Source organism: Paenibacillus sp. FSL K6-0108 (assembly GCF_045040695.1).
Lineage (GTDB): Bacteria > Bacillota > Bacilli > Paenibacillales > Paenibacillaceae > Paenibacillus > Paenibacillus pabuli_B.
Genome location: NZ_CP150288.1, coordinates 3,449,693 through 3,465,707, shown reverse-complemented (window position 1 = coordinate 3,465,707; position 16,015 = coordinate 3,449,693). Strand labels below are relative to the sequence as shown.

Annotated in this window: 14 protein-coding genes; 1 reads left to right on the top strand and 13 read right to left on the bottom strand. The window is 44.7% G+C overall.

Annotation, left to right across the window (positions count from 1 at the left end; genetic code table 11):
- Positions 1-306: 306 nt before the first annotated feature.
- Entirely contained in the window at positions 307-2,367 is a 2,061-nt protein-coding gene (locus MHB49_RS15835; RefSeq protein WP_405156806.1) for a GxGYxYP domain-containing protein, read from the top strand.
- Positions 2,368-2,580: 213 nt separating this feature from the next.
- Here the strand turns inward: MHB49_RS15835 and MHB49_RS15830 are convergent, their stop codons facing one another.
- From MHB49_RS15830 to MHB49_RS15770, 13 genes are all read right to left on the bottom strand, one after another.
- Complete coding sequence (locus MHB49_RS15830; protein ID WP_405156805.1) at positions 2,581-3,732, bottom strand: glycoside hydrolase family 76 protein; 1,152 nt, start codon at positions 3,730-3,732, stop codon at positions 2,581-2,583.
- 165 nt (positions 3,733-3,897) lie between these two features.
- Positions 3,898-4,785: a carbohydrate ABC transporter permease gene (locus tag MHB49_RS15825; protein WP_405156804.1), complete on the bottom strand. Its 888-nt coding sequence runs from the start codon at positions 4,783-4,785 to the stop codon at positions 3,898-3,900.
- A 10-nt stretch (positions 4,786-4,795) separates the two neighbouring features.
- Positions 4,796-5,665 carry an ABC transporter permease gene (locus MHB49_RS15820; protein WP_405157150.1) on the bottom strand — a complete coding sequence of 290 codons (870 nt, stop codon included), beginning with the start codon at positions 5,663-5,665 and terminating at the stop codon, positions 4,796-4,798.
- A gap of 185 nt (positions 5,666-5,850) precedes the next feature.
- Positions 5,851-7,488, bottom strand: a complete 1,638-nt coding sequence (locus tag MHB49_RS15815) for an ABC transporter substrate-binding protein (protein ID WP_405156803.1) — start codon at positions 7,486-7,488, stop codon at positions 5,851-5,853.
- Positions 7,489-7,718: 230 nt separating this feature from the next.
- Positions 7,719-9,371: a sensor histidine kinase gene (locus MHB49_RS15810; RefSeq protein WP_405156802.1), complete on the bottom strand. Its 1,653-nt coding sequence runs from the start codon at positions 9,369-9,371 to the stop codon at positions 7,719-7,721.
- Positions 9,340-10,095: a response regulator gene (locus MHB49_RS15805; RefSeq protein WP_247902775.1), complete on the bottom strand. Its 756-nt coding sequence runs from the start codon at positions 10,093-10,095 to the stop codon at positions 9,340-9,342. The genes MHB49_RS15810 and MHB49_RS15805 overlap by 32 nt, the downstream gene beginning before the upstream one ends.
- A gap of 270 nt (positions 10,096-10,365) precedes the next feature.
- Complete coding sequence (locus MHB49_RS15800) at positions 10,366-11,247, bottom strand: carbohydrate ABC transporter permease (protein WP_247902774.1); 882 nt, start codon at positions 11,245-11,247, stop codon at positions 10,366-10,368.
- Between the two features lie 15 nt (positions 11,248-11,262).
- A complete protein-coding gene (locus MHB49_RS15795; RefSeq protein WP_247902773.1) occupies positions 11,263-12,153 on the bottom strand; it encodes a carbohydrate ABC transporter permease in 891 nt (296 codons plus the stop codon).
- Between the two features lie 52 nt (positions 12,154-12,205).
- Positions 12,206-13,480 (bottom strand): ABC transporter substrate-binding protein, encoded by a 1,275-nt coding sequence (locus tag MHB49_RS15790; RefSeq protein WP_405156801.1) that lies wholly within the window; start codon positions 13,478-13,480, stop codon positions 12,206-12,208.
- 85 nt (positions 13,481-13,565) lie between these two features.
- On the bottom strand, positions 13,566-14,444 hold the full coding sequence (locus MHB49_RS15785; RefSeq protein WP_405156800.1) for an AraC family transcriptional regulator: 879 nt from the start codon (positions 14,442-14,444) through the stop codon (positions 13,566-13,568).
- Positions 14,445-14,649: 205 nt separating this feature from the next.
- Positions 14,650-15,192, bottom strand: coding sequence for a TetR family transcriptional regulator (locus MHB49_RS15780; RefSeq protein WP_405156799.1), 543 nt, complete (start codon positions 15,190-15,192; stop codon positions 14,650-14,652).
- A 27-nt stretch (positions 15,193-15,219) separates the two neighbouring features.
- Positions 15,220-15,570 (bottom strand): DMT family transporter, encoded by a 351-nt coding sequence (locus tag MHB49_RS15775; RefSeq protein WP_405156798.1) that lies wholly within the window; start codon positions 15,568-15,570, stop codon positions 15,220-15,222.
- Positions 15,571-15,591: 21 nt separating this feature from the next.
- A complete protein-coding gene (locus MHB49_RS15770; RefSeq protein ID WP_090897674.1) occupies positions 15,592-15,912 on the bottom strand; it encodes a multidrug efflux SMR transporter in 321 nt (106 codons plus the stop codon).
- Positions 15,913-16,015: the final 103 nt, after the last annotated feature.

Genomic DNA, 16,015 nt, shown 5'->3' with positions numbered 1-16,015 from the left:
TTGATCACATCACCAATTCATTCATAATATTTGAGATATATAATATATCCTTTCACATGCAAGTGCAATAAACAAGCTAAGCTTACCTGCAGTTGTGAAGAACATTTTCTTGATGTCATCGCATTTAATATGCCTGATTTCCAGGAATGATAGGAACTTTTGTCGAATCCCTTGTAAAATCATATATGAATATATTTAATATGTATTGAATAGAGATGTGTTGATCGGCTCTCGGCCAAAAAAGGAGGATGGGTATTACAAAGGCACACGCTCTAATTTCTGACTATAACAAGGAGTGAATTCGCCATGGCTCGTAGATTTACGATGCTCTGTTTAGCCTTCATATGCGCTTTTTCATTAACCGCGGGTGCAGCTTCAGCTTCGGAAACTGATGTACAGGGACAGACAGCTAAAACTGATGGGTCCAAACACCATGAACTGCCAAGTTTCAAAAAGCCGAAACATTTGGATGCAGCCGACATCTATGATGCACCAGGTGACATCAAATTGTTGCTGGGAACATTACAGGGAATCGTTAACAGAGAGCAACCCCGAATCTATCTGATTGAGTCCCAGGAAGAAGGAAAACTGACCTGGCTTAAGGACATCAAAGTACCTTACACGCTTCATCAGGATTACTGGGAAGTGTTCTCTGCTTATCGCAGCGAGGTCAAAGGCATGATCGTATATGATCCCAAAGTACCGGATACAATCAACGTAGCAACCACGCTCGCCGGTTTGAAAAATGCTGTGGTTGCCAGTCCCGAGCTGGCAGTCAAATTGGCTAAAGCCCCTTACAAATTAAAGATAATGGATGATCTGCGGGGTAAATTCAACAGTCGGATGGATGCCTATACCTGGCAATATGAAAATCTGTGGAAGAAAACGACCCAGCAGATGTTAGTCGGACTTGATCCGGATACTGCGATTCGTATCCCATCCGGCATGCCTGAGTCATTTGTTACGATCGCGGAGGAAAAACAACAGATTCGAGATGCAAGCAATCGTGATACGTATTCACTGGATCTCTCTTCACTTCTGGGAAAACCTTCGGTATATCTGCGATTTGATGATGCCTTCACTCAGGATGGCTGGGGCCCAGCTGTGCATCAGATTACCGTCAAGGCTGATGGAAAAGAGATTGCGAAATTCGTCGCAGGAACACCGGAAGAAGAACAATTTCTGTATGACAGACAGAATTCCAAGGTTGCTGAAGGACAAGGCGGTCACCGTTTCGCCGATAATGGCAATTATTTTGTTTATGAATTCACTCCTCCTGCAGGGACTCAGAACCTGACGGCAGAAGTGGACATGTGGAATCAGTACAAAGTGTATGCGGGTAATATCCGCCCTCTCTCTGCTGAGCAGCGCGAGCCATATGCCTATTTAAGGGATTATGCAGTCGCAAATAAAGCGATGGTGTTCTGGTTGGATTCCAATGTGCCTGAGCAAAAAGCGCTCTTCGAGAAGATCATGTCTGACGTAAAACCGGGAACGCCCTACCTTGGTTGGTTCAGCAATGATGTTGAAGGTGAGTTCAGCTCGGTTGAGATCGCATCTCAATATGGTGTCTATGTTCTCGCTGCCGACTGGTTCAGCAATCTGACCGTTTTTTCGGGAACAAAGCCTCAGCTTAGTCCGGTGAAGAAATCTCCGCGACCTGCGCTGGAGAACAAAATCTATGTAACATATACCTTCACAGAAGGTGATAATTTTCAGTATAACCAGCATCGCATGCGTGTGATGTGGGATGATCCGGCCAGAGGAAAGGTTCCGATTAACTGGACTTCGAGCCCGCTTCTCTACGAGGGAGCACCTGCAATCTTGAATTATTATGTAAACACCGCGACTCCGAATGATCTGCTGATTGCAGGACCGTCCGGCGCAGGTTACTTCTATCCGGGGGCATGGCCCGACTCAAGCTTCCGACAATTTTTGCAGCAGACCGAAAAGTATATGAAAAAGACAGGCATGACAATCCCTTATGTTTTGAACCGTGCAGACAGCGAGAATGTACCTCTCACCCCATTTAAAGCAAACGCTTACGAGAAGGATTATAAGGCACCCGGCTTATTCATCAGCTATGAAGATAAGTATGGTGTTGAAATTGTTGGCGACAGTCTGCCGGTTTCCACGATCCGTGGGATAAGTACGGTGCAGGACGGATTACAGGTGCTGAATGACGCAAAAGCGAATTGGGACGGCAAGTCGCCGTTGTTCGTTTCACTTGGATTGCTTGCATGGAGCACAACCCCATCCGATGCACTGGCCATCACGGAAGAACTCGGATCGGAATTCAAGGTCGTTCGTGCAGATGACTATTTCTCCTTAATTCGAGAAAGTTACCACTTACCGGCTAGCAAGTAACGATACTTACAGCGAACGTGCAGACACCTAAAAGCATCGTAACCCTTAGATATCGGGTACGATGCTTTTTTCGGGAGAAACCTCACCGCTGATTTACCGTTTAACAGTGACACCGGAACATAACAGCACCGCATGATCTTTCTTTTGGAAAGAATCATGCAGGCGCTGACCTCTAATCATTACTATCCTATTAACCTATCTCCACTCAAATGCCTACTTCTTCACTGGTTTATCCGGTTTACCTGGTTTATCCGCTCTGCCTGCTTCCAGCTTAGCCGCTCCTTCCAGCAGAAATACGCCGCTGAGCTGTGCTGTCAGGTCAAGCGGGTTTTGAGCGGGTTTGCCCCAAGCCTGACCGAATAAACCGTTATCCCGGCTGCCCTTCAGCAGGGCATCTGCGTTGCGATAAATCGCCTTTTTCAGGCTCTTGTTATGCCCGGTTTCATACAATTCAACCATGTAACGGATCAGTATACCTTTAAACAATGCACCGTCCCCGTCACCGTCCTCTTTAAATATGCCCGTCTTCTCATTCGTTAAGGCCTTCAAAGAACCGGCCGCCGTTTTCTCAGCATCTTTCAAATACGTCTTCTTCCCTGTTATCCGGTAGAGTTCAACACCCCCTCCGATAAACGTGCCTTGATTGTATGTGAAGATCCATGCTTCATTCACATCCAGTGTGCCATCCTCCTTCAGCACCAAACCATCTGCTACCAGGCCCGTTTGCGGATGTACCAGATATTGTTTCTCCCAATCATATATTTTTTGGGCCCATTCCAGATCCCGCGGATCGCCAAAACGTTCATACAGCCTTGCAGCCAAGATGGCGGCAGGCCCACTGGAGCACGCATTTCGGTTATATCGCTGGTCCTTTTTCCAAGCCATACCGCCAAGATCATCTTCCCACCAGGCGGTCTTGATGTCATCCCACAACTCCAGAACATATCCCTTCATCTCTTCACTGCCTGTTGCATCATACAGACGAAGCCCGGCGAGTGCAAGCCATTCCATATCATCGTAGAATTCATTGTGAAGTGAACCGTTGCGTGCAATAATACTGCGAACGAGTTCTTCTGCACGCTCCGTGTACGCCTTGTCTCCTGTACGTTCGTAACCGTCCACCAATGCATCAACCGCATGAGCCTTCCACCAGTAATTCAAGGCCTGTTCACCTTCTGGTGTTGATGGATAAGCATTATTCATCATTTTGGATGCATCGTTCCAGTAGTATTCATACAGCTTCTCTTGCGACCACTGCGCCTGATCGGCATAGTGATTCTTGCCACCGCTTGTTGCCCCCATGGTGGTGACCAAAATAATGCTGAGTACCAGCGTGAGGCTTACCATTTTCCTTTTGTTCATCATATCCCTTCCCTTCCCTTCTCCAGTCGACGTACAACCAACAGTTCACTCGTAAATCAGTATCAATCCCGTGGTCCAACTATGTTCGTTCGTAACTGTCCCTGACGTGTTCTTTCACCTCCTTCCACATGTCTCAGGCAGTTCAGCCAATGTTGCCGCTTGCCTGAACTATTCCTTTACGGCCCCCAGAACGATGCCGTGAATTAGATAACGTTGCAGAAAAGGATAAATCAGCAGAATGGGAATCATGGACACCAGAATTTTGGTAGAATTCAGTGTTGTGTTGGAAATTTTATTAAACTGCTGCAGCTGTTCGACCGAAAGATTCTGCATCTGATCACGTGTGAGGCTTAGCCGCTGCAGATAGGTCTGAAGAGGTATTTTGGAGCTGTCATTGATCAGAATGATGCCGTCAAAGAAATTGTTCCAGTGCCCGACAATGACGAACAGCATAATGGTTGCCAGACTCGGCATGGAGATGGGAATGAAGATTTGGAGCAAAATTTTAAGCGGACTGGCACCGTCAATAAATGCGGCCTCCTCCAGCTCCTTCGGAATTCCCTTGAAAAAGTTCATTAGGAGAATCACATTAAAGACAGGAACTGCCCCTGGGAGAACCAGCGCCCAGATGCTGTTGATTAACCCCAGATTGCTAATCACCATATACCAGGGTACGATTCCGCCGCTGAATAGCATTGTAAACACAATAATCCACATATATGTGTTTCTCGATCTGAACTGTGCGACGCTTCGTGACAACGGATAGGCCATGAGAATGGTCAAAAACATGTTGATGGTTCCACCAAGCACGACCCGCTCGACGGAGATCAGAAAAGCCCTCCAAAACTTCGTATCATTCAGAATTTGCCCATACGATGAGAAATTCAGCTCCACTGGAAAAAAGTAAACCCGTCCTGCATTAACAGCCGTGCTGCTGCTGACCGACACCATAATGGTATTGACGATCGGAGCCAGGGACATGAACGTAATCAGGATCAATACAAACATAATCAACAGGCGGGATAGCCTGGATCCGAGCGATTTGGATTGAATCATGCTAACCCTCCTAGAAAATTCTATACCCCGCATACTTCGAAGCCAGTCTGTAGGAAATCACGATCAGTACAAAACTAATCACTGATTTCATTAGTCCAATCGCTGTTGCAAATGAATATTGCATGTTGATCAGACCCATACGGTACACAAAAGTATCGATAATATCGCCTGTTTCATATACCAGCGGATTATACAAATTAAACACTTGATCAAAACCCGCATTCAGTACATTGCCAAGACTCAGCGTGCCTAACAGGATAATCGTCGGGAACATTCCCGGCAGCGTGATGTTCAGTGTCTGTTTCCAGCGACTTGCACCGTCCATTGCGGCAGATTCATACAATGCAGGGTTGATCGCCGTTAATGCAGCCAAATAGACAATCGTCCCGTAGCCAAATTCCTTCCAGGTATCCGTTACAATGAGCAGCGGCCTGAACCAGTCATTGCTCGCCAGAAAAATAATCCGCTCCATGCCGAGAAATTCAAGAAAGTTGTTTATCATACCATCAAAGGAAAAGATCATGGTCAGCATTGTGCCCAGAACCACCCACGACATAAAATGCGGCAAATAGACGACGGTTTGAATCGTGCTTTTAAATGCCTTAAGACGCACTTCATTAAGCAGCAGAGCGAATACGATGGGTACAATTAATCCGAGAACAATCTTCCCGACCGCGATAACCAACGTATTCACAAAGATCTGCTTCGCATCCGGCAGTTGAAACATATACGTAAAATTGGAAAGCCCAGCCCACTTGGAGCCAAATATGCCTTTAGCTGGAATGAACTTTTGGAATGCCATCACAACCCCAAACATGGGCACAATAGAGAAAATGAACAGCATGATCATGCCGGGCAGCAGCATAAAATGATAGGTCATTTCATCAAAGGTTTTACGTTTCTTTTTCCCCCGGTAACGCACTTCCCGCTCTTGATTAACGGTTGTTTCCACTTGCCCCATTGTCCTTTCCACCTCCAACATGTGCCTAGATTGGACAGGCTTTATGAGCAAAAGCCTGTGCGGAAGTCCACGATCAGGCTTCCGCACCCAAGCTCACGCAATCGTCATCTGCTGCTCATCTCGTTGACTTCTTCAGTAATCTCATCGCCACCTGTACGTTTCCAGGTGTCGACAAACGTATCGAATTCATCTACAGACGCTTCCCCCATAATGATCTTGAGCATGGTTTCCTCTTCGAGCTTCTGCAGATTCGCCCACTTCAGCTTCATCGTTTCAGTTGTTCCATAAAAGCCTGCGGGGATCACTTCCAGGTTTGGATTGTTTGCCTCACGCTGTCCCTCGATTCGGGAGAGATATTCACCGTAGGTGTTTGCATCGACCGCATTCCCTTTCTCTTTGAATTCCTGATAGGCCTTGAAAGAAACCACTCGATCTTCCTGAACAGCGGAAGCATCTCCGGCCTCATCAGCCTTGATCAGATCATCGTAATAACGTTTCAGCACATCGTCATAATCCACTTGCATCGGAATCTGGGTAGGATCATTGTTCCAGCGGCTGGCATCCGTCAGCAACTCGTCGGGGTGCTCCTTCTTGTAATTGACTGCGTCTTCCGTTAAGGAGTACAGGAAGTCCGTTGTTAGATTGACTGATTTCATAATCGCTTCAGGATGAGCAAAGTCCTTCTTTACAACGACGATACCCCCACCCACCGGGTCCTGCCGAATCGTCTTGAACTTGCCATTCGCATCGACCGGTGCAGATACGGCTACCCATACTGCTTCTGGATCTTGCTTGATGGAATCCTTGTAGTTGGTGTAGCCGATCCACCATGGGTTAAACAGCATTCCAGCCTGTCCGTTGATGACGAGAGCTTCCTTCTCTTCATTCGATCGGACAGCAAACTGTTTATCAATCAAACCTTCTTTGTACATAGCGCTCAACTCTGTTAGTGCTTGCTTCACTTCGGGTTGAACAGATCCATATTCCACCTGACCGTCCTTCTGTATCCAGTTCATCGGGAAGGCACCATGTGCAGCAAAGATCGGTGTAAAATTCATGGCATTGGAATCCATGACCATGCCAACCGTCTTGCCTGTTCCCGAAACGTCCTTCTCCACAAACGTTCTGGCGAGATTCCATACATCCTCGACAGATTCCGGCAGCTTTGCACCGACTTTATCCACCCAGTCCTTACGGACCCACAGCAACTGGTGCTGGTTTCCGATATTCGTCATTGGCAGACCCATGATTTTGCCATCCACCTTTACCTGATTCAGCAGCAAGTCACCGTAAGAGCCATAAATATTTTTAACACCCTCGGATGCTGTCTTCTCGTAAACCTCTGTCATATCTGCAATCAGATCGTTATCCACCAATTGATTAAATATTTCGCGGCTGACAAGCATTACATCCGGCAGATCACCTGTCGTCATCGAGAGTGACAGCTTCTGATCCATATCATCGGTCTCCCAAGCCACCTTGGCCTTGACGTTCACCCGGTCTTCTACATAGCGGGTAGCCAGATTGTTCTCAATGGTATCGCCAGCAGGCAGGTTGTTCACATGATTGGTATTCCGGCCAATCGTAAATTCCACGGGTGTCTCATATTTGCCGTATGGTTCATAGTCCTGCTGCGAAATTTGCGGTTGTGCGCTCTCGTTGTTTCCTGCGTTACATCCACTGAATACAGCCATCATCATGCTGCCGATCAGCAGCGTTGCCATCTTTCTGGGTTTGTTCATCCTGTCATCCCCTTTATCTGATCTGATCTGATTTGCTTTTGATAACCAAATTGTATGCGTTTTCAAAAATGGCGTATATGCCACATTTTTCGGATATGTATCACTTTTTTTATGACCTCCAACTTGCTTTATTTTTCTGGTTTAAACGTTTCTAAAAAGAACAAAACAAGCGGCTGCCATGGCAACCGCATCCGTACTAACCTTATTTTTTTCAGAATACCTTAACACACTCATGAGGCAGGAAGGACAATCGACACTTCCGTTCCGTTGCCCGGCTCACTATGAATCACAAGCCCGTAATCCCGACCATAATACAGCTTGATTCGGTCATTCACGTTACGAACTCCACATCCGCCGTTCTCCCCTGTTAACAACCCTTCTGTCTGCATAGGTGTCATGCCCACACCGTTATCACGAACAGTGAATATAATTCCCTCTTCTGCCCGGCAAACCGCAATGTGAATACGATAATTAGTCACATCTGGCTCCACAAAACCATGCTTGATGGCGTTCTCCACAATGGGCTGCAGCATAAAATGAATTACCTCGGTATGTAATACCTCATCAAGGATATGGTAATTCACATCAAATCGGCCATCGTTCATGATGAGCTGCAAATCTAGATATGCCTTAATATGCTGCACCTCATCCTTGATGGTGACCATATTCTTCCCCTGGTTAAGTGTTGTCCTATAGAAACGGGCTAATGCAGATACCATATAACTCGTTTCTATATCCGATCTTTTTTCGGCCCTCCAGCGTATAAATGAAAGAGTGTTGTATAGGAAGTGAGGGTTGATTTGACTGATTAACTTGTTATATTCACTCTCCTTCTTGGCAATTTCGGCGTGATACACCTGGGAGATCAGGCTGTTGATCCTTTTTAGCATCTTGCCGATGCCATTCGTCAGCTCTCCAAATTCATCCCTGGATGAACTTTGGATAATCACATCCAGATTGTTACGTTCCACCTTGTCAACCTTGTTCTTGATATGGATAATGCGTTGCGTAAAGTTATTCGAAATGACATAAATGAGCAGGAAGGTAATGATCAGACTGAGGATGATGACAAACAGCGTAATTTGAAAAATGCCCATTGCATTTGCATACGCATTGGTATTCAACAGATTATAGTGAATGGTCCAATCGTTGTTGGCGAGCGAGCGGCTTAGACTCAGATCACCAGAATCCCTAACTTTCAAACCTGTGGCCACAACAGCACGTTCGTGGTTTTCCTGAAAAATCACATGCTGCTTCGCGTCCTCAATATAAACGGCTACATGTTCCGACAGATTGTCCAGGTCTGCAAAGATGCGATCATGCTGAATGGAGATCACCATGAAATTGCTGTCTTTCGGATTGCTGATCAATTCCTGAACGAGATAAAGCTTCTCCCCATCCACAATCCAGCGCCTGCCTCGAAATCCGTCATACCAGGACTTGCTCTTGAGATCCCCGATTGGCAAAATATTATTGCGGATTCCCAATAAATCCCCGGACGTATAAAAGGTAATGCCTTCAATATCATCATCCATCAACCGGATATTCGAGATCAACGGCTCCAGAATGTCCCGGAAATCCAGGTACATATTATAATAATTTCCCTCGTAGTCTTTCGTAAATATTTGCGATAAATCCCGATTAAGCACCATGAACTCACTTAACGTGTTGTACCGATTAATCTTATAATCCATTATGTTAGACACCTGCTCCAGACTCGCTTCTGCTTCGCTCCGCAGCTCCTTCATTTGAATACGGTAGGACTGTATGAAGGAGAGCAGTCCAAGCAGAAGAATCGGAATGAGTGCAATCACCAAATGCGACAGCAGCAGCTTGTTTCGGAGCCTGATATCATTGAATTTGCTCTTGATCCATCCGATCATGAAGCACCCCGCACTCTCTGAACTGTAACGGACTGACACCGAACCTGTTTCGGAACAGCTTGGCAAAATAAGAATGATTGTCGATACCAACAGCCCCTGCAATATCATTGATTTTCATATTCGAATGAGCGAGCAGATGGCTTGCACGCCGCAAACGGTAATCGGTCAAATATTTCGAGAAGTTTTCCCCGGTCTCTTTTTTAAACAAAATGCTCAAATACCCTGGCGATAAATAAACATCGTGGGCTGCCTCGGACAATGAAATATCTCTCTGATGGTTATCCTTCACATAATCCTTCACCTGTCGAATGACCTTCGATTCCATGGATTCCGGTTCGGGACCCCCGCCATAAGCACGAATCTGCGTAATATCTTCCATCACCTGTAGAAACTCTTCCCTGACCAGCGGCTTGAGTAAATAATTCACCACACCCAGCCGAATCGCACTGCGGGCATATTCGAATTCATCATAACCGCTGCAGATGACAATCTTTATATTTTGCTGCGTTTTCCTGGCTTGTTTGCTAAGCTCCAGTCCGTCCATAAGAGGCATTTTAACGTCAGTGATGAGGATATCAATTGCATTCTGAACCAGAATTCGCTCTGCGCTCTTCCCGTTCTCAGCTTCCCACACTTGAAAGGGAAATCCGTAGTGAGAGATCAAATCCTTAATGCCTTCTCTTTGAGCGCACTCATCGTCAACAACAAGAACATTAAACATCATGACATCTCCTTTGCAGGTGAAATTGAAGGAAACGATAAGTTTGAATATCTTTTTTCCATGGTATGCCAGTCATATCGTAGTATATCATAGATTTTTGGAAAGGCTTTCAAAATGGTATTTCGCCACCTATCAGGCATCAATGTCCATGATATAAGTCCCCAATGCGATAAGCGTATTGATGTTAAACAACAAAAAAAGGCCAACCAGTAATTATTGGCTCACCTGAAAATACGAAAAGCCGCCAATAAGGCGACTATTTCCGTACACGCTCTATCCTTTCACCGCACCCAATGCAACGCTGCCTATAATTTGTCTGGAGAATATCGCAAACACTATGATAATAGGCAAGATCGAGATCGCAACTCCCAAATACAACAGCCCGTAATCCATCCCATAATATCCTTGCACCAGTGCAACGAGTACCGGGAGCGGATATTTATCCAGGGAGAAAAACAGGACCAGCGGCGTAAGGAAATTATTCCACGAACCGATAAAGGTGAATATGCCAAGGGCTGAGATTGCCGGGCCCAGAATGGGCAAAACAATCTGATTGAATGTACGGAACTCCCCTGCGCTATCTACACGTGCAGATTCAATAATCTCATCTGGAATGCTGCTTTCCATAAATTGTTTGATAAAAAATACATTAAATGCATTCGCCGCTGCAGGCAAAATGATCGCTGCATAGCTATCCAGCAAGCCTAACGTACTGAACAGACGATACATCCCGATCAGTGCGAGCTGCCCGGGAACCATCATCGTAGCAAGCAAAAACAGAAATAGCCAGTTTCGTCCTTTGAATTTGAACTTGGCGAAGCCATATGCGGTTAGGGAACCGATATACAGGGATAGCACCGTAGACGTTCCGGCAATGAAAAAGCTGTTGGCAAACCCGCGCCAGATATTGATTTTGGAAGCCATGTTCGTATAATTATCCAACAGGAAGGGTCCGGGCAGAAACGTAAATGTAGATGCGATCGTTGCATTGTTATGTGTGGAATAGATGAGCATGAGATAAAATGGAATGATACAGATCACGGCAAGGCTAATCAAACACAGATAAATAATGACTTTGCCCAGTGTCAGACGCTTCACAGAATCGTAAGACTGTAGAATGACTTTTTGTTGCTCGACCGGTTTGACGGTTTGCATTTCATTTCCCCCTCTCTATGCACGGCTCTTGCGCTTCGTCATCATGAAGGATATGACCGATAGCAGAATAATGATGATGAACAGACAGAATGCAATGGCCGCTCCATAACCAAAACGTGTACTTTGAAATGCCACATTATACAGATACATAATACTCGTCATGGCTGCACGATCCGGGCCACCTGTTCCATTTGTCAACGTAAACGGCTGATCGAAAATCTGAATGCCCCCAATAATGGAAGTGATCATCTGAAACAAAATGATTGGGCGCAGCATTGGAACAATGATATGAATAAAAATATGTTTCTTTTTTGCCCCATCCATTTGAGCGGCTTCCTGCAGAGCGGGATCAATACCCTGAAGCCCTGCCAGGTAGATGACCATGGAGTAACCAAAGTATTGAAAGAACAGAATGGATGAAACGATCAGTCGCATAAACCAGGGATCATTTTTCCAGTTAATTGGATCTTCGATGAGCCCAACTTGAACGAGAAAATGATTTAAGCCTCCGGATTGCCAATCAAAAATCAGACTCACAAGCAGGCCCAAGGATGCAGCGGTAACGATATTGGGAAAGAAATAAACCGCTCTGAAAATGTCTCTTCCCTTAAGCAACTTGTCGTTGAGAATAAAGGCAAGGACAAGTGAAACGGTTAGCTGAGGGACTACGGAGACACCCCAGATAAAAAGGGTATTAAACAGCGTCTTGTAGAAAAGAGGATCTTGTAAAACCGCAACATAATTACCTATTCCAACAAAGTCCGGCGTAGTAATCCCGTCAAAGTTGGTAAAGCTGATGTAGAGCGAATACAAGATTGGATAAAGCCCAAAAATGGCGAAAAGAATGAAGAATGGAGCGATGAAATAGTATCCGTAATGGTCTTTGCGAATGGACTTGGCAAACATGATTTGTACCTCCAGTCATCGGATGATTAAAAGGCATTTGCTTACTTCTAAGCTAATCCACTTCCAGCTCCGGAAATCTCAATTTGACATCACGCTTTATACGTTTTATGGCTTCTTCCTTGGTCTGAATGTCGTTATTGAGGTACAACTGGAGTACATTTTTGAAGATATCATTGTTAATGATCGAATCATATTTGGTTCGCGCATATACAGGAACCTGCTTGGCCGCTTCCGAGAAAAATTCAAAATGCTTCTGCCCGCCCAAATATGCTGAAGATACAGATCTCGCCAGCTGATCATTCACGACCATGTTGCTTGTGAAATAGTCCTGCTCCTTCGCAAGCTCAGACAGGAAATCATGATCAAAGTTATAAAACTCAATGAACTTCCAAGCCAGATCTTTTTTGTCACTTTTGCTGTACATCGCAATATAAGTTCCACCGGCACTAAAAGCAGATGGTCCGGGCGCGAGGCCCCATAATCCTTCGGTATCCGGTGCGTTTGCCTTAAAAGTGTATTGCAACGCCCAGGTCGCTCCAGGATAGAACATCACCTGCCCTTTTTGCATCGAAGCTGCATACCCCGCACTACCATCATCCAACTCTGCAAGCACATGTCGCTGACGTGCTTCACGAACAAGGTCAAGCACCTTCATATAGGTGGGATCGATCACTAACTTCCCATCCTTAACCCAAGGAATACCATCATATGAATTGGATACCGCATTCCAGTTGGCAAGGGCATGAACTTTGTTTCCACTCTGCTGCTGGACCCTCTCGCCAATCTCAAATATCTTCTCCCAAGTATCGATCTGCGGCGCCACCTTCTCCGGATCGTCCGTACCCAGATATTCTTTGGCCAGATCTCTTCGATAATAGATGCCTCCAGGCGTTCCCTGATAACCGATTGCTCTAATATTTCCTTCGCTATCCTTCTCATTGGCCTGCACAAAAGCATATTGTTCTGGAATCAGTTCATTGGCGTTATAAGGCCTTGCCGATAAATTCTCGAGATAAGGCACATCAATCAGCTCTCTTATATTTGCATTCTCGATCATAAACACATCCGGTGCCTTGGACGTTGTCTGTAGTGCAGACTTAAGTTTGGTGATGTAGAAATTGCCCGGAATATTGACAAAGTTCACTTTAATGTCCGGGTATTTCTCCTCGAATTTCTCAATGGCATAACCTGCTTCATCCGTAAAACTCCAAACGGTAATCTCTTCCTGCTTGGGCTGGTTGGCTCCATTTAATTGGCAGCCGGACACCATTATCACTGCGCTTACGAGTGCAATCATGGAGATATATTTAAGCTTAAACTTCTTCATGGGCCCCCTCCTTCAAAAAGGAAACGCTTACAATTTATTAGAGTATATGGATTTTGGAGAAGGCTTTCTCCCCATATATTGTGAATCATCCTTCATATGTTGTGATATTTGTACGATGCTTCTTGCGAAATTCAGACGGAGTGCAGTCATTATATTTTTTGAACAGACGGTTGTATGAGTTCACATTGTTGAATCCATGACCAATGGCAATATCCAGAATGGATTCTTCGCGAAACAATAACGCCCACTCCGATTTGATGATTCGAAAATGATTCAGGTATTCCATCAGTGTGATTCCTTTGACCTCTTTAAACAGCTTGCACACGTGAAACTTGCTGAATTTAATGTGCTCCGCGACCTGATCCAGTCTGATGGGTTCAGCATAGTGCTCCTCCAGATATGCACAGACTGATTCGAGAAATTCAAATTTTTTGGAAGCGGTACATGGCCAACCTGAATTTAATTCGCTTGTAAGTGGAGTGTTTGTACGCAGCATATGAACGATGAGATCATATAATCTGGCAACCATTAACCAGCGATATCCCGTTTGTTGATCCTTTTCTTCATCCAGTAATGCATCTATATATTTTTCCAGATTTTGCTCGTTACTAATGTTTGACGGGATCACCGTAGTTTTATTGAAAAGCTCTCTCAGATTCTGTGTTTCCTTATCCGTTGTAAAACTCCCTGTTAACAATTCCAGTCGAAACTGAATAATGGTTAGATGATTGGTTCCAGGCAAGAAACAGTGAACATCCCCTGGTTTGATTAACAATACGTCCCCTTGTTGCAACTCATGCACATGGTTATTTACGCCAATCCTTGCGCTCTTTCCATTCACCACGACCAATTCAACCTCTTCATGCCAGTGGGCGGCAAAATTAAACGGATTACCGGTATGAATTACCCGGATCGGAAAACCTTCTGTCATATGACCTGTTTCAAGAAAAGTAGGTACACCCATCGAATCACCCTTTCCTCATTTTCCAGTTCAACAATGATCTAGTTATCATTATTATGCATCAAGTATAGCTGTCCCTTCTAAACGAGCTTAAAAAAACGGTTGGAGAACCCAAAGAAGCTCCCTAACGAACATGTGTTAAGGAGCCCCTGAGTTTAGTTTATATTCTTTACAACCTGCTGCACACGTGGCAAGAAACCGAGCATTCTCATTTTGCTTCAAAAGACATCTTCATGAGTCTTTCTTCTACCTGATTTCGAATATCCTGATCCAAGGTTCCAACGCCGAAAATCTCTGAAAACCATAATCCATCTGTTGCTAACTTTATAATAGCAGCATTAACGGGATCAATGCCATCATTCAAAATTTCTGTTTGAAGGACGTTATTTTTTTTATTGTACGATGCAAGTAATTCAGGATTCGAGAATAACACGGCCAAAAGAGCTGAACTCAAAGCTGCAGTTGTTTGGGTGTCATGGAAGGTCGTTTCGATATAAGCCCTGCTCCATTTCCCGACTTCGTTTATGCTTTCAATTGATTTTTGCTGTAGTTCAGAGAAAAACGTATCCCCGAATTCCTCGATCATGGCAGTAACGATAGCTTCTTTATTGGGAAAATGATGAAGCAACCCGCCCTTGCTTACTCCAGCATGTTTAGCAACAGCTTCCAACGTCAATTTCTCCATGCCCAAATGTTCGACAATATATGATGCTGATGCCAAAAGCTCATGACGTCTTGAATTACTTCTCAAAGCGGTAACCTCCTTCATGACGTTTATTTAAGAGTGACTTGCGTTTGATGATTTGGCTGGACTTTTGGATAAGTTTAAAAGTACTACGCCCCCGATAACCAACATGAGTCCGATTCCCGAAAGCATGTTGAAAGGATCATTCCATAAAATGACGCCAAGCAAGGCGGTTATTGCTGTCCCTACACCTGCCCATATGGCGTAAGCAGTACTCAAAGGAATTGTTTTCAAACCCATTGTCAAAAAATAAAACGATAACGCCATGCCAACAACAAGTCCAATTGAAGGTAGCAAATTCGTGAATCCATCCGACAATTTTAGCATAGTAGTACCGAAAACCTCAGCAATAATGGCAATGGCCAGTGCAAAATACCCTTTCATTATTCATCCCTCCATCCTTGCTCAGCTATGAGCCAATTTCATAATTACGACCCCAGCAATGATTAAAATTAATGCCGAGATTTTTCTGAGGTTCACGCTCTCTTTATAAAACACTATGCCAACGAGTGCTGTAAGAGCAGTTCCCACACCCGACCACGTTGCATATGCGGTACCAAGCGGAATGGTTTTCAAAGCCAGTGAAAGACAAAAGAACGCTGTACCCATTCCCAAAATCAATCCTACTATCGGAAGTTTCTTTTGGAATCCGTTTGATAATTTCATCATGGAACTACCAAACACTTCAGATACAATCGCTAAACCCAATAAAAAATATGCAACCATCTCTCATTCCCCCTACCACATACGTAACGTTATTCAACTTCCATTTAACTATACCGTCTGGACGGTTTTCTGTAAAGTTTTATAATAACTTAATGTTTGTCAT

Excerpts from the sequence above, each read along its gene's own strand:
- MHB49_RS15820 (WP_405157150.1), bottom strand. The coding sequence starts at position 5,665 with ATGACCTATCATTTTATGCTGCTGCCCGGCATGATCATGCTGTTCATT.
- MHB49_RS15810 (WP_405156802.1), bottom strand. The coding sequence starts at position 9,371 with ATGATCGGATGGATCAAGAGCAAATTCAATGATATCAGGCTCCGAAAC.
- MHB49_RS15770 (WP_090897674.1), bottom strand. The coding sequence starts at position 15,912 with ATGGTTGCATATTTTTTATTGGGTTTAGCGATTGTATCTGAAGTGTTT.
- MHB49_RS15795 (WP_247902773.1), bottom strand. The coding sequence starts at position 12,153 with ATGTTTGCCAAGTCCATTCGCAAAGACCATTACGGATACTATTTCATC.
- MHB49_RS15825 (WP_405156804.1), bottom strand. The coding sequence starts at position 4,785 with ATGATTCAATCCAAATCGCTCGGATCCAGGCTATCCCGCCTGTTGATT.
- MHB49_RS15830 (WP_405156805.1), bottom strand. The coding sequence starts at position 3,732 with ATGATGAACAAAAGGAAAATGGTAAGCCTCACGCTGGTACTCAGCATT.
- MHB49_RS15800 (WP_247902774.1), bottom strand. The coding sequence starts at position 11,247 with ATGCAAACCGTCAAACCGGTCGAGCAACAAAAAGTCATTCTACAGTCT.
- MHB49_RS15785 (WP_405156800.1), bottom strand. The coding sequence starts at position 14,444 with ATGGGTGTACCTACTTTTCTTGAAACAGGTCATATGACAGAAGGTTTT.
- MHB49_RS15815 (WP_405156803.1), bottom strand. The coding sequence starts at position 7,488 with ATGAACAAACCCAGAAAGATGGCAACGCTGCTGATCGGCAGCATGATG.
- MHB49_RS15790 (WP_405156801.1), bottom strand. The coding sequence starts at position 13,480 with ATGAAGAAGTTTAAGCTTAAATATATCTCCATGATTGCACTCGTAAGC.
- MHB49_RS15835 (WP_405156806.1), top strand. The coding sequence starts at position 307 with ATGGCTCGTAGATTTACGATGCTCTGTTTAGCCTTCATATGCGCTTTT.
- MHB49_RS15805 (WP_247902775.1), bottom strand. The coding sequence starts at position 10,095 with ATGATGTTTAATGTTCTTGTTGTTGACGATGAGTGCGCTCAAAGAGAA.
- MHB49_RS15775 (WP_405156798.1), bottom strand. The coding sequence starts at position 15,570 with ATGAAAGGGTATTTTGCACTGGCCATTGCCATTATTGCTGAGGTTTTC.